Annotated in this window: 16 protein-coding genes; 9 read left to right on the top strand and 7 right to left on the bottom strand. The window is 60.4% G+C overall.

What is annotated here, in order from left to right; translation table 11 throughout:
* Window positions 1-109 precede the first annotated feature (109 nt).
* Window positions 110-775, bottom strand: coding sequence for a response regulator (locus BMW76_RS22755; protein WP_090869211.1), 666 nt, complete (start codon window positions 773-775; stop codon window positions 110-112).
* Window positions 756-2,426: an MASE1 domain-containing protein gene (locus tag BMW76_RS22750; protein WP_090869209.1), complete on the bottom strand. Its 1,671-nt coding sequence runs from the start codon at window positions 2,424-2,426 to the stop codon at window positions 756-758. The genes BMW76_RS22755 and BMW76_RS22750 overlap by 20 nt, the downstream gene beginning before the upstream one ends.
* A 513-nt stretch (window positions 2,427-2,939) precedes the next feature.
* Between BMW76_RS22750 and BMW76_RS22745 the strand changes: the two genes are divergently transcribed.
* From BMW76_RS22745 to BMW76_RS22725, 5 genes are all read left to right on the top strand, one after another.
* Complete coding sequence (locus BMW76_RS22745; protein ID WP_090869207.1) at window positions 2,940-4,175, top strand: Crp/Fnr family transcriptional regulator; 1,236 nt, start codon at window positions 2,940-2,942, stop codon at window positions 4,173-4,175.
* A 77-nt stretch (window positions 4,176-4,252) separates the two neighbouring features.
* Window positions 4,253-5,017 (top strand): flagellar motor protein, encoded by a 765-nt coding sequence (locus tag BMW76_RS22740; protein ID WP_090869205.1) that lies wholly within the window; start codon window positions 4,253-4,255, stop codon window positions 5,015-5,017.
* 61 nt (window positions 5,018-5,078) lie between these two features.
* On the top strand, window positions 5,079-5,783 hold the full coding sequence (locus tag BMW76_RS22735; protein WP_090869203.1) for an OmpA/MotB family protein: 705 nt from the start codon (window positions 5,079-5,081) through the stop codon (window positions 5,781-5,783).
* A 79-nt stretch (window positions 5,784-5,862) separates the two neighbouring features.
* Window positions 5,863-6,261: a hypothetical protein gene (locus tag BMW76_RS41925; RefSeq protein ID WP_245763329.1), complete on the top strand. Its 399-nt coding sequence runs from the start codon at window positions 5,863-5,865 to the stop codon at window positions 6,259-6,261.
* A 441-nt stretch (window positions 6,262-6,702) separates the two neighbouring features.
* Window positions 6,703-7,371, top strand: a complete 669-nt coding sequence (locus BMW76_RS22725) for a VOC family protein (protein ID WP_090869201.1) — start codon at window positions 6,703-6,705, stop codon at window positions 7,369-7,371.
* 106 nt (window positions 7,372-7,477) lie between these two features.
* Here BMW76_RS22725 and BMW76_RS22720 read toward each other — a convergent pair whose 3' ends face one another.
* The 5 genes from BMW76_RS22720 to BMW76_RS22700 form a co-directional block, all read right to left on the bottom strand.
* Entirely contained in the window at window positions 7,478-8,506 is a 1,029-nt protein-coding gene (locus tag BMW76_RS22720) for an alpha/beta hydrolase (RefSeq protein ID WP_090869199.1), read from the bottom strand.
* Between the two features lie 40 nt (window positions 8,507-8,546).
* Entirely contained in the window at window positions 8,547-8,972 is a 426-nt protein-coding gene (locus tag BMW76_RS22715; RefSeq protein WP_090869197.1) for an organic hydroperoxide resistance protein, read from the bottom strand.
* Window positions 8,973-9,153: 181 nt separating this feature from the next.
* Window positions 9,154-9,720 carry a TetR/AcrR family transcriptional regulator gene (locus BMW76_RS22710; protein ID WP_090869195.1) on the bottom strand — a complete coding sequence of 189 codons (567 nt, stop codon included), beginning with the start codon at window positions 9,718-9,720 and terminating at the stop codon, window positions 9,154-9,156.
* A gap of 32 nt (window positions 9,721-9,752) precedes the next feature.
* Window positions 9,753-10,403, bottom strand: a complete 651-nt coding sequence (locus tag BMW76_RS22705; RefSeq protein ID WP_090869193.1) for a dihydrofolate reductase family protein — start codon at window positions 10,401-10,403, stop codon at window positions 9,753-9,755.
* A 104-nt stretch (window positions 10,404-10,507) separates the two neighbouring features.
* Window positions 10,508-10,816: a DUF4148 domain-containing protein gene (locus BMW76_RS22700; protein ID WP_090869191.1), complete on the bottom strand. Its 309-nt coding sequence runs from the start codon at window positions 10,814-10,816 to the stop codon at window positions 10,508-10,510.
* Between the two features lie 436 nt (window positions 10,817-11,252).
* Between BMW76_RS22700 and BMW76_RS22695 the strand changes: the two genes are divergently transcribed.
* From BMW76_RS22695 to BMW76_RS22685, 4 genes are all read left to right on the top strand, one after another.
* Window positions 11,253-12,923 (top strand): trypsin-like peptidase domain-containing protein, encoded by a 1,671-nt coding sequence (locus BMW76_RS22695; protein WP_090869189.1) that lies wholly within the window; start codon window positions 11,253-11,255, stop codon window positions 12,921-12,923.
* Window positions 12,924-12,931: 8 nt separating this feature from the next.
* Window positions 12,932-13,075: a hypothetical protein gene (locus BMW76_RS41245; RefSeq protein ID WP_177200461.1), complete on the top strand. Its 144-nt coding sequence runs from the start codon at window positions 12,932-12,934 to the stop codon at window positions 13,073-13,075.
* A gap of 15 nt (window positions 13,076-13,090) precedes the next feature.
* Window positions 13,091-13,321 (top strand): hypothetical protein, encoded by a 231-nt coding sequence (locus tag BMW76_RS22690; RefSeq protein ID WP_090869187.1) that lies wholly within the window; start codon window positions 13,091-13,093, stop codon window positions 13,319-13,321.
* 153 nt (window positions 13,322-13,474) lie between these two features.
* Entirely contained in the window at window positions 13,475-13,888 is a 414-nt protein-coding gene (locus tag BMW76_RS22685) for a hypothetical protein (RefSeq protein WP_090869378.1), read from the top strand.
* Window positions 13,889-13,920: the final 32 nt, after the last annotated feature.

Raw genomic sequence — 13,920 nt, 5'->3', positions numbered from 1 at the left:
GACTGTATGCGCTGGTCGCACGCACATGAATAAGGCCCCGGTCCTAAACGAGGATCGGGGATTGCCCTATTCGGCGGGCTGGCTTCGTTCGATTGGCTTCGATTAGCGTCTATTGGCTCTCGATCCACTGAATCGCGAACCGCATCAGTTCCTTGCCATTACGGATATTCAGCTTTTCCTTGATATTGGCCTGGTGCGCCTCGATGGTCTTCACGCTCCGGTTCAGCTTCTCTGCAATTTCGCGGGTGCTGAAGCCGAGGCCGATCAGGTGCAGTACCTCGAATTCCCGTTCCGAAAGGCTCGCAATTCGGCCCTCCGGTTTTTTATGGGGAGCCGTAAGGGCTCTCGCCAGCTTCTCGTGCATGGCGGCGCTCAAGTAGACATTGCCCGCCAGCACTTCGCGAATCGCGCTCATGACGTGCTCTGTGGCCTCGAGTTTCATCAGATACCCGTTTGCACCGGATCGCAGCGCGCGTTCTGCAAAGAGGCTTTCGTCATGCATGCTGAGGACGAGAATGATCAGATCGGGATAGCGATGACGAAGCGTCTTGACGAGTTCCAGGCCAGAGTCCGATTGCAGGCTGATGTCGACAATCGCCATGTCGGGCCGGCAGTCCATCGCCGCGAGAGCCTGTTCAGCGCTGCCGGCTGCACAGCAGACGTGCAGATCCTCTTGCAGATTCAGCAGATGTGTCATCCCTTCGCGGATGATGGGGTGGTCATCCACGATCAGGATCTGGGTCGTATGGCCAGGGCTAGCGGATTTCTCGTGCATGGCCAGCACCCTCCGGCAGCGGATAGCTGATGGCGACCGTGGTGCCGCCCAAATCATTGCGAGTCACAGTGCAAGAGCCGCCCAGCAGGCTTGCCCGGTGACGCAGATTGTGCAGTCCCAGTCCTGACGCGCGCTCCATTTCTTCCTGGCCGATGCCTACGCCGTCGTCGCTGATCGAAAGCGTCTGCAGACCGCCCGCCCGCTCCAGGTCGATCCAGATGCGGTGGCCGTGGCAATACTTCAGCGCGTTGTTCACTGCTTCCTGTGCTGCACGGTAGAGGTTGATCTGCATGAGCGGATCGAGCAAGTCCACGTCTGGCGCGATCCGCAGCGTGCAGTCCACGCCGTTGAGCGTGTGAGTCGTGTCCGCCAGCCCATGCAGTGCGGCCGCAAGGCCACCATATTCCATCGCGACCGGGTCCAGGCCATGAGCGATCCTGCGGGTCGTCAAGGACGCCTGCTTGACCAGGCCGACGACGGTAGCGGCATCGGCGGCGGCGGGGTGGTCTTGTGTCTGCAGCTTCTGATTCAGTGCGGTGCAGTACAGCCCCAGACTGGTTAGCTGTTGCCCGAGTCCGTCGTGCAGTTCACGGCCGATGAGCCTCTGCTGCTGATCGCCGATCTGGATCAGCTCTCCTTCCAGCAGACGGCGTCGCGCCATCTCCTCCTTTAGCTCATTGTTTGCTTTCTCCAGGTCTTCCGTTCGCTCCTGGACGCGTCGTTCCAGTTCGATATGCGCTGTCTGCAGCAGGCGATAGACGCGCTGCTCCTGGGCACGCGCCGCCACCAGCAGCAGTCCCGTTACCGCCACGACGTTCGCGAAGGTGCACCACCTCACGAGACTATCCACCGGAGATTCGGCGGCGAAGGGGCCCGTGCCGTGGGTGGTGCCCCAGATGGCCACGATTGAGACGATCAGCGTCGCGATGCTGGTGCCGAGGTGCTGAAAGCGCAGAGCCGCCCAGATGATGAACGGGAAGATCGCGAGAGCCGCAGGATAGTAGCCGTGCCCGGCAAGTTGCGGGGCGCCGAAGACGAGGTAGCTGACCCAGAACGTTGCAATGATCAGTCCGCACGCTTCTATAGCTTGCTCCGCAGAGCGGACAGGGTTCGAGTACGTGAGGAAGCTGAACAGCGGCGGTGCCACGACCAGAACGCCCATCATGTCACCGAGCCACCATTTCACAAATGCTGCGACGTACTGGGTGACGGGCACGAGGCCGCCTCCGAGCAGGGCAGTCGTGCCGACCAGCGCACTGACTGCCGTGCTCATCACGGCAGCGACGCCGATGAAGGCCAACACGTCGTTGATGCGGTCGAGGGTGATCTGGAATCGGGTAGCGCGGCTCAACACGATTGCGGCCGTCAAGGCGCCAACCATTGATCCCGTGCCGATCGCCGCGGCCACTGCAACTGGCACGCCCCCCGACACGTTGGCGAGGAATGAGCCAATGGCAATTCCCGGCGCAACTCTAAAGCCCAGAGCGAGCAGCGCAACAAGCGCGATACCGCTGGAAGGCCACACCAGGGAGATAGCACCGCCTACGACGGCGTAGGCAAGACCTATCTTTGCACCCGTGTAATACGCCAATGCAACGATCCCGGTGTGCAGGAAAAGGCCGAACCTGGAATTGCCCCGGATGGTACCCATTGTTCGCTTCTTCCTGAAGCCGAAGTGCTAGTACGCGCCGGCGCGCAGTTCAACGCAATGCGACGCTGCAACGACGAGAAGGATGTGCCTTTCGACTGATGTTTGAGATGTGTGCACTTCGCAGGCATTGACGGTGCGAAAGTCGCGCGCCGGTTAGTGAGTCACCCCGACGCTTCTTCCGCCTGAAGTCATGATTGTGGTAGTACCTACCGCGTTAATCAAATGCTACAGAGTGCTCTTTCGCGGAGGTCATCGTTGCGTTCGCCTCCACGATTCACACGACGCATCTGTCCATCATTGTGCGCACGGCGACAATAGTCGCAGTGGCGCAAACGATTGCGCGAAAGCATTTCTACAACACCGACGATCAACACAACAACAACCCCGAACGCACTGAGTTTCGAGCTAAAGATAGGCGGTGTGCCTGTCGATAACTAGTCACCATTTTGCGCAGCCGGAGATCTTCATTGCGGCTATCGGCGCGCATCATCAAGCGCTTTTCAGGGGGCGGAATTGCAACAGCAGAAATCGAGTTGGTCGCGAACGGCAGCACCGGGAGAAGTGATCTATTCAGAGGGATATGGTGGAGAAGCTGTCATTTACGTGATTGCCGACGGAAAGGTCGAGATCTCCACCCAGTGCGAGGATAAGAAAGTCATCGTCGCAACGCTCGGAAAAGGCGAATTCTTTGGAGAGACGGCGCTGCTTCCGTCCGAGCCGCGAGGGAATACGGCGAGAGCCTTGACATTCTGCCAACTGACGGTGATCAATGCGCGTGTGGTCGAAGAGGAACTCGAACGTGTGTCGCCACTGCTCAGACACATCGTCCGCACCATGGTGCGCCGTGTGAAAAAGAAAGACGATCTGCTCGCGACCTACACCCATGCCGACTTCATGCCGGGCGTGATCTCCTACGCCCATGTCCTTTCGCTGATGGCCGGCGCCGAAGCACCGGCCGAGCGCGGCTGGCGAAGCCAGACGGAAGAAGTGTCGGTGCCTTTGCGCGAGGTGATCAAGAAGTGCCGCGCCATCGCAGGGCACTCGCGTCTTCATGTGATGGTGATGCTCAGGCGCATGGAGAAACTCAACCTGATCTCGATGGAAGCCGGCCGCTCGGAATTCATCGGGGCTTCGGCAACAAGGCACACTGCATCGGAAGGCGCATCCGACCGCCAACTCGTCACTTTCGATCCGCAGCGGATCACCGAGCGTGCGCACAACGTCGCGGACCAGGATCTGGAAGTCTCGGTGGCGAGCGAACTCGAGCTGATCGAACTGACCGACCTCGAGGCACTGATTGGCGTCGAGAAGGAGATGATCCTCAACAAGCTTTCCCGGGCCGAAATTGCCGAAGACGTTTTTGCTTTCCGCAAGACAAAAGTACTGAACTACGTCGAAGAAAAAGGGATCACGTATTTTTCCCGGCCGGCGCGCCGCGCGCCGGGAGAGGTCGCTGCTCTCGAAGATCTCGAATTCGTCGACCAGCGCTCGCTGTTCGACGCGGTGAGCGCGTTTGACACCTACGATCTGGCCAAGATGCTCGTCGCGATGCCGGATCAGTCCATTGCAGACCGCCTGCTGGGCGTGATGACCGAGGCGCGAAAGAAAGAAGTGTCCTGGGTCATGCGGCGCGACATCAAGATCGACCCGGTGGAAGTCGGCGATATCGAACAGCGGTTCCTGGAGACCGTCCGGACGATCCGATCGTCTGCTTCGGGCGCGGGGCCAGTCCCGGGTCTGGGCGTCTGAGCGTACTGGCAAAAAGGGGCGACGAACGTGCGCCCCTGCCGGATGCGGCCACGGCTTCACAATTCATCAAGGATCTCATGGACCTTCTCACACTATTCGGCGCTCTGCTGGGGCTCGCCGCGATCGTCGTCGGCTTTTCGCTCGAAGGCGGGCACTTCGCTGCGCTATTGCAGCCACAGGCGCTCGTCATCGTTTTGGGCGGCACGCTGGCTGCGGTGATGATCCAGAACACGTGGGCGCGATTCTTCGACGGCGTGGGCCAGATTCGTCTTGCGTTCCTCAAGGCACGCCAGGTCGACAGGGAAAACCTGGCGCTGTTGCTCGAATGGGGCGATCAGGCCAAGCTCAACGGCATGCTCGCGCTCGAATCGATCGATACGGGCGGACTGAATCCGTTCGCGCAAAAAGGCCTGGAGCTTCTGGCCAATGGCGTGCCTACCGCCGTTCTCGAAGACGCGCTTCAGCGTGAACTGGATGCGTACGAACGCAACCACATGGCCGCAGCGCGCATCTGGCAGCAAGCGGGCGGCTACGCACCGACGTTCGGCATCCTCGGCGCGGTACTGGGCCTTATCCAGGTGACGGGGCACATACTCGAACCGGCCGGGCTTGGGCAGGGCATTGCTGTCGCCTTCGTGGCGACGCTGTATGGACTCGCCGCCGCGAATCTCGTCTTTCTGCCGCTGCACGGCAAGATCAAGGCGCAGATCGATAGCGAGTTGCGCTTCCGCCGCCTGTACCTCGATGGACTGCTGGCCATCTCGCGCAAGGAATCGCCGCACATGATCGAGACGCGGCTGGCAGGGGATGTTCGCAGACGGGCTGCGGAATTGCTCGCCTGACAGGTCGAACGACGCGACTATCGCATTCGGGCGATGCACTTCGAAGAAAGGTACCCAGTCAATGGACACCCAATACAGCTACCGGCGTCAAGCCGGCAAGACTTCCGGCCAGCACGAGGATGCCGACGCCGACGCAGGTTCCGATCGTTGGCTGCTCTCATACGCGGATCTGATCACGACGCTAATGGTGTTCTTCCTTGCGCTTTACGTGCTGCAGCTTGCGAAAACCAGAGAAGTCGAAATCAAGTCTTTGGAGGCGCACGCCGGTCACGAAGGGTACGCATCAGCGAAGCGTAGCGTCGGTGACGTAGTCGCGACCGGACGGGAGGCTGCGAGGAAGGACCTGCTGTTGCAGCTTGAAACAATCAAGGACAGGAGACAGATCACAGTCAAGAACGACGTGCAGGGAGTCGAGATCGCCATCGATGCACGCGTCCTGTTCAATTCCGGCGACGCGCGCCTGCTGCCTCAGTCATCCGGTGTGCTCGACGAGATAGCGACGGTCCTGCGCAAACAGACAGAGAACAACATACTCGTCGAAGGGCACACGGATAGCCTGCCCATTTCAAATGCGCAATACGCATCGAACTGGGAGTTATCGTCGGCGAGGGCGGGAGCCGTCGTGCGTTTTCTTGTCGACAAGGGTGTCGAACCGCGTCGCCTTGCCGCTGTCGGCCGGGCCGACAACTTTCCGCTGGTAGTGGGGGACGATCCCGTCGCGCGATCGATGAATCGTCGTGTGACGATCCTCGTGCAGTACTACTAGTACAAGGCAATGCCGCACCCGTTACTGCGAGCCGATGCATTCAATGAAACGCTCCCGGAAAATTTATCTGGCGGTGTAGATGTTGGCTCCACGCATTGCGGACGCGCCGCCGTGTTGGGTCGAATCCAACACGGCGGCGATCGTTCGCCAATCGCTTGCTGCACGCAACCCACGCAGAGCGGCGAAACACCACGATGCCGCGAAAGCGGGGCACACACTATCTCCATTGGCGCGGTTATTGCAAACCATCGCTGCGTCAAAACAGGAGATGGTCATGCTCATCTTGCGGAATGTTGTCGCATCCTTCGCAACCCGTCGTTCGCTCGTCATCGTTGCCGTTTTCTCTGTTGCGGTAATGTGCGCGACAGGTATTGCGGCGTTTGCCGGGCTTCTACCGGCATCGGATCACGTAGCCGCATCGATGACCGCGACACCGTTTGTCGACATGCAAGTTGAAGCTGCGACTTCGACACAATGATGCCGAACGCGAAGTCTCTTCCCGTCGCGACAGCTTGAGCCCGCTTCTTCGCACCGAACCTGGCCTTGATCTCCAGCAGATGGGACTCGATCTCGAGTTCCAATACGAAGCACTTTCGACGACGAGCTTGTTGTGGTGTCCGACATGATGGCACGCACAACCCGTCGGGTTCGCACGACATCAGCGCTTCGCACGACGGCGTTCGCTTGCTCGCCGAAGCCTCTTGCAAAACGGTAGCCTCGGGTGCGGTGCACACGCAGCAGATTTCCTTGACGAGAGTAAAGGTCTTACAGAGACTTTACGTGAGAAACGGCAATCTGCTAAAGCAGCGCTGAGCCCGCACCCAACCGGTTTCAACGAGCAATCGAGTCGATTGCCTGTTTCTGCCGTTGTTTGCTTGCATTTGACATCCGTGGGTCTTGCAATCGAAAGGAGCTTGTCATGAGCAATGGACAGACGCGCAGCGAGGCTGCTGCCGCGGCGACGGGAAGCGCGGGCACGGTCGACATGAAACTGGAGGTCGTCGTCATCCCCGTATCGGACGTCGACCGCGCGAAGCAGTTCTACGCTGGCTTGGGATGGAGATTCGACGTCGATATTGCGAAGGACGATCAGTTTCGGGTTGTACACTTCACGCCCCCGGGCTCGCAATGCTCGCTCCTGTTCGGCAAGGGCGTCACGACAGCAGAGCCCGGCTCAGTGCAGGGACTCCACCTGATTGTGTCCGACGTAGCCGCGGCGCGCGCAGCGCTTGTCGATCGCGGCGTCAACGTGAGCGAGATCTTCCACGACGTCGGCGGCGTATTCCACCATGCCGGTGAAGAAGGGCGCGTCAGCGGCCCTCATCCGGAACGGAAGAGCTACGGTTCATTCGCTTCGTTCAGCGATCCCGATGGAAATGGCTGGGTCTTTCAGGAGGTGACCACACGGCTCCCCGGAAGAGTGGAGACGCACGAAACGGCATTCGCTTCGTCGATGGAGCTCGCGGGCGCGCTGCGCCGTGCTGCCGCTGCGCACGGCGAGCACGAGAAACTAACCGGCCAGCACGACGAGAACTGGCCGGACTGGTATGCCGAATTCATCGTCCGTGAGCAGGCTGCCCCGAAGTGAGTCTTGCATCCGGGCCACCTTGGTGCGCAACCTCGACGCTCTCGCCGAAATCCGGAGCCCGGCGTGATGGCTTGTGCGCCGTTTCGCCGGGACGGGAATCAAACGACTACTGCAACCGGGTCTTGATTTCGTTCGCAAGTTGTTTCGTCGCAGCGTGCGTCGGCGCATCGGACGCGAGCGCGTTGAGCAGACCGAAATCGTGGATAGTGCCGTTGTAGCGCGTCGTCGTGACTTCGTTGCCCGCTGCACCGAGCTTGCGTCCGTATGCTTCGCCCTCGTCGCGCAGCACGTCGAATTGCGCAACCTGAATCAATGCGGGCGGCAGTCCCTGCAGTTCATCCTCGGAGGCACGCAGCGGAGATGCGTAGACCTGCGCCCGTTGCGCGGGGTTCGTGGTGTACGCGTCCCAGAACCACTGCATCATCGCTCGCGTCAGGAAATGGTTCTTCTGGTAGGCGAGGTACGAGCCGTCGTTGAAGTTTGCGTCCGTGACGGGCCACATCAGACCCTGGAAGCGGATTTGCGGACCGTGCCTGTCTTTCGCCATCAGGCTCACGACGGCCGCCATATTGCCGCCCACGCTGTTGCCGACCACGGCGAGACGACTGCCGTCCACACCGATCTCATTGCCGTGTTCCGCGACCCATCTGGTTGCGGCATAGGCCTGATTGATCGCGACAGGATAGCGAGCCTCGGGCGAGGGCGTGTAATTCACGAACACGGCAACCGCGCCGGATTGAACGACGAGGTCGCGCACGAGCCGTTCGTGGGTCTCGAAGTCGCCGAGTATCCAGCCGCCGCCGTGGAAGAACATGAACACGGGCAGCGTGCCCGTCGCACCTTGCGGACGGACGATGGTCAGCGGCACGCTGATGCCGTCCTGTTCGATCGTGCGGTTCGACACTTCGACGCCCGACAGATCGACCTTCACGCTGTTTTGCGCATCGATCAGCACCTGGCGCGCCTTGGCGGGCGGCAGGGTATTGATGGCGGGACCCGTGCCGCTGTTGAGCTGCGCCAGGAATGCTGTCGTGACGCGGTCCGGCGTTGCCTGCGCGGTGGGCGTTGCCGCCGTAGCAAGCACAGTGTTCGCGGCGAGAACGGCGGCGAGGATGAGGGGCTTCAGGGTCTTCATTTTGGGCTCCAGGGGGATTCGGTCAATGAGGCGAAGTCGATCAAACCAGCGTCAACGTGACATCGATGTTGCCGCGCGTTGCATTCGAGTACGGGCATACGATGTGGGCCCTGTCGATCAGCGACTGAGCGGCGTCGCGGGGCATGCCGGGCAGCGAGATCTTCAGTTCGACTTCGATGCCGAAGCCGTTCGGGATCGCGCCAATGCCGACGCTGCCGTCGATGGAGACGTCCGCGGGAATCGGCGTCTTGTCGCGCGCCGCGACGAACTTCATCGCGCCAAGAAAACATGCACTGTAGCCGGCGGCGAACAACTGCTCCGGATTGGCGCCTTCACCGCCCGCACCACCCAGTTCGCGCGGCGTGACCAGCCTGAAGTCGAGCTTGCCTTCGGGGACGACGGCGCGGCCGTCGCGGCCTCCCGTGGCATGAGCGTGGGCGCGGTACAGAACTTTTTCGATCGACATGATGTAACTCCTGACAAACAATGGTTGAAATGCGGAGAGATTCGCCGGAGGGTATCTATGTGTAGATAGATAACTGAGCAAACCTTGACCCCTTCTTCGACACAACGCAACAAGACATAAATCTACTAGAAGATAGATAACTTGGCCCAACAAAAGGCGGTGCCCGACCGCCTCGATACTTCTACTTCGAAAGCTTCCACGAAGTCTCGACTTCTTCAAGCCGTGCCTTCGTCCTGAACAGCCGGCTTGCAAGCACGCTGCCCTGATAGGCCGCGTACAGCGTTCGTGCGACATGCTCGGGCTTGCCGTTGACGTTCAACGTGCCCTCCTTTGCACCTTGCGCAAGCATCTTGGCGAGCCAGCTTTCGTTGGCCTTGAAAAACGCCTGCACCGCCGCACGCACGTTATCGGGCAACGCCTCGATATCGGCGGCGAGCATGCCGCACAGACAGATCTGATCGCCCTCGCCAAGGGTTCTGCCAAACAGCTTTGTGTATTTGCTGAGCTTCTGATCCGCCCGAAGCGAAGCGTCGATAGAACCGAGCGCGGCGAGAATGCCGCTGCTGTACTGGTTGACGGCTTCGAGCACCAGGTCATCTTTCGACGGGAAGTAATAGTGGATGCTCGAAGTTTTCACGCCAACCAGACCGGACAGGTCGCGATAGCTAAACCCGTTGTAGCCGCGCAGCATCATCAACGTGATGGCGTGGTCGAGAATCTGATCGCGAACTGTCGTTGTCGGTTCCATGGGGCGTACTTTATCTACTGCTAGATAGAGTGTCAAGCTACTTTGCTGCGTGAACGTCGACTGTCCTGTTCTAACGCTCCTGTGCGCACTTCGCCGTCGCGCTGGTAGCGCGCAATCAGCACACCGCCGGGCGTGCGGGTCGAGTGCGCCAGAGTGAATGCAGACGTCAGTGCGTTATCGCCGAACAAGCGCTTGCCGCGCCCAAGTACGACGGGGTAAGTCACAAGCCGGAGTTCGTCCACGAGACCGGCTGCGAGCAGTTGGCGCACCATGTCGCCGCTGCCAAATGTCAACAGATCGGCGCCGTCCTGACGTTGAAGCGCGCGCATAGCGTCTGGAAGATCGCCCTCCAGGGCATGACTGTTCTGCCAGTCGAGAGAACCGGGTCGATGCGTGGCCACATGCTTGGGCACGCTGTTGAAGAGATCAGCGATGGCACGGCTGCCTGAATCGGCGGGCACGCGCGGCCAATATGCCGCGAATATGTCGTAGGTGCTCCGGCCCAGCAGCAAGTCGAACGGCTGCGAGAGCAGGTCCTGCAAGTTCTGGGCGATGGCTTCGTCGGCATACGGAACGATCCAGCCGCCAAAGCGGAAATCGCCGCTGGGATCTTCTCCAGGCCCGCCAGGCGCTTGAATCACGCCGTCCAGGCTGATGAAAACGGAAACGATGAGCTTGCGCATTGATGTTCTCCATGTCTATGGACCCGACCGGTCCATAGATACGACGAACAATTCGCATGTGAATCGACAAGCAGTTCAGCGCTTTCACGTGCTGTGTGCATGCCTCAATCAGGCCGCACCTGCTGGCAATCCTGCTGGTACCAACGATCCACCTGACGTTGCGCCGCCTGCAGATCATCCGGATAGTACGGATCGAACCATCTTGACGGGTCGTACCCAGCTGCCTTGAGCGCGGCGAGTTCACTCCTGTTGCGCTGGGACGTGAGGGGCGCGTTGTGTCTGAGAGCGGTGAGGTCGCGGCATTGCGCTGCGCTCAGATGCGCCGCACCTTCCGGCGTGCCGTCTGTGGCGCAGCCGGCGAGCGAGAAGGCCAGTGTGAGAAGCACTGGCCAGACCATCGGCGAGTTCTTCATGCAACTTCTTCCTTCAGTGATCAGCGGTGAACGCGAGGGCTGAAATCAGTGACGTCGCGGCGGCTCGACGAAAACCCGTTGCGCGGTCCCGTTTGGAACATTTTACGTTTGCGGGCATCGCGTCACGATAGATCGTGCGAAGGAAAAATCGCAGCGGCCATTGAAAGATTGGCGTGTCGTGAATGTCCGCGATCGGTCGATGTGGGCAGTTCCGTATCCGCTAGAGGGCCAACGAAATGAGCTGCCTTGGTAAAGGAAGAGCCCGTTTGCCGGCAACGAGCGCACGCCTGGCAGAAGCATGGCGCCGGGCATTCCGTATGCTTGGTTGAATCGAACGCGCGAGATGCGTGCCGGTTCTTCTCGCCATCCTTAGCAGCAGTTGCGTTGCCGCCAGAAGGCGTTCGGTCGAACCGACGAGTAGAACCAGGAGTAGTCCGTGTTGCTCCAGAAGCGCGTTCGCAGCTCTGTGCGGACTATCGCGTTTGCCGTCGTCGTCGGTACTTTCTGCTCGCTGCGAGCGGCGTTCGCTGCCGATGTCATTCAACCTCCGCCGGGAAAAACCGACGCTGTGCCAGTCGGGTCGGGCGAAAGCGAGCCGGGCGGTTTTCCGTCTATCGTCGGCCGATACGGTCCCGCCGTGGTCAGCGTCATGGCGCAGTCCAAGCAGAAGCCACCCGCCGTAGAAGCCGTCGATCCCGCCGATCCACTCGTTGCCTTTTTCAATACTTCGGCGCCAAAGATGCGGCCGACCACGGGCCGTTTTCCGGGTGTGATGACGGGCGCTGGTTCGGGTTTCATCGCCAGTGCCGATGGCCTCATCGTGACGACGGCGCATGTCATCGATCATGCGCGCGATGTGACGGTTACTATGACCGACCGTCGCGCATACAAGGCGAAGGTGCTTTCGGTCGATACGGCAAGCGACGTAGCGATTCTCAAGATCGAGGCAACGAATCTCCCCGTCGTCAGGCTAGGTGACGCCTCGCACGTGCGCGTCGGCGAACCGGTACTCGCGATGGGAACGACGGCTGCGGGCGACAACGTGGTGACAGCGGGCATCGTGAGCGCTGCGCCGACCAACCTTGTCGATGGCAAGCGGTTTGCGTTCTTCCAGACCGAAGTGGCGACGAATCCGGACAATTCCGGCGGTCCGCTGTTTAACCGGGCCGGCCAGGTCATCGGCATTGGCGTGCAGTTGCACCCTGATGTCAGTCGGTATACGGGAATGACATTCGCCATTCCCGTCGACGCCGCAAGCGCGCTGTTGAAGACGTTGCAAAGCCAGCAGGAACATCCGATGGGACGGGCACCCGATGGTCTGGGTCTGGACGTGCAGGATGTCAGTACGGGCGTTGCCGCTGCGCTCGGCTTGCCTCAGCCGTCAGGGGTGCTGGTCAATGCAGTCAAGCCGGAATCACCGTTCGCAGCGGCTGGCATCGTGCCGGGGGACGTGATCGTCCGGATCGGCGACGGGGCGATTGGCAACGCGGCCGCATTCTCAGACGCTGCGGCAAACCTGCGCCCCGGGGTGACTACTGCAGTGCAACTGGTTCGTGCCCGTCAACCGATGAGCGTCGCCGTTACGATCTTCGACGCAGGCAATGTCGGAAGCCGGCAGGCGAATGCAAATGGCGGCGGTGATCGTTTGGGGCAGCTGATGCATCCACTCGATAGCGCCGAGAAAAACAGGGCTGAAAAACGCGCGCGCGACATGCATCCCGACCTGACTGCGAACGAGATGCAAGCGCCCGCCGCCCAGCTCGACCAGTACCAGGTCGCCGTCGCGCAACGCATTGAAAAGAGCAACCCGTCGGATGTGCTGCACGGCAATCCCCAGGCGATGCTGCGCTCGGTTGTGGTCCTGTCGTTCGTCGTCGACCGCGACGGACACGTGATCGAATCCTCGGTGTATCGGACGAACGGCGACGGTGACGCCGAGAGCATTGCGCTCGCCTCTCTTCGCCGCTCTTCGCCGTTGCCACAGCCGCCGGCGCAACTGCTCGATGGACGCGGGCAACTGGAACTGTTCGAGGACTGGCTGTTCAACGACAACCGCAAGTTCCATTTGCGCGAACTCACGCCGCCGCAAGCGCAGACACTAAACTGATTTGCGAAATGGACGGCCGATATCCAACCCAATTTGCCGCATCGATGCCGAAGTCCGCGATCGATAGTCCGATGATCAACGCGACTGCGTGGCTCGCGTATCCGCGCATCGATATGTCGATAGTGGCCGGCACACACGCGATCGCGACGTGAAGACAGCGTTCGTCCGTGGAATCCGAATTACGCGCCCACGGCACCAACGTGCAGACCGCGAACAGGTCTGGAATCGCTTTCTCTCTGGTTCTCGTCATTGAATTAGTTCGCATCACTATCGATATGAGCGAAAGCGGTTCATACGCTGTTGTCGAGCCGATCGGGCGCGCTCACGCGCCACAGCACTTCGACGGGACTGCACCCGAACGCAAGCGATTCCGCGCTTTGAACCGCGAAGCGGAGTGAACGGCGATCGCGCGTCGACTACGGGACAAATCCCGCCTGCCACAATCTGCGCGATCGCGGTGTAGCATTCCACGGTGTGCGCGTTACTTTCCGGAATCCACAGACAGGCAGACAAGTCGGGGTGCGGAATCCGGACGGACAGAAGGAAGCATGATGTCAATCGAGTGGAAGCGCCGTGTCCGGCTGTTCATCCAGCGTCTCTGGCAGCCGACCAGCGCGTGCATGACCTGCATGCCGGGTAGCTGGGGCAATATCTTGAGTCTTGCCCACTGGACGATTGCGTTGCAAACAGGTCTGCTCACCGGAATCCTCGCCGTACTTCTGACTTTCACGCCGTTGGCGAGGCTCTATACGCAGCGTTACGGCAATGCGCTGGTAGTCGGCCTACTGACGATGTTAGGCGACGCGTACTCGCACCCGAATCATTACGGTCTTCCTTTTGCCGAGGCAGTTATAACGGGCGTGATGTCGGGCCTGTTGACGCTGGCTGCTTCATATGTTTTTGAAGACCGCGCCCGGCGCCTTCGCGCGGCGTGCGCCTGGATTTCCCGATTGCTGGTTCACTGACTGAATGCGCGAGTTATGGACGCAACAATAAG

This window comes from Paraburkholderia diazotrophica (genome assembly GCF_900108945.1).
In the GTDB taxonomy this organism is placed as follows: Bacteria; Pseudomonadota; Gammaproteobacteria; order Burkholderiales; family Burkholderiaceae; genus Paraburkholderia; species Paraburkholderia diazotrophica.
This window is presented reverse-complemented; position numbering and strand designations above follow the sequence as displayed.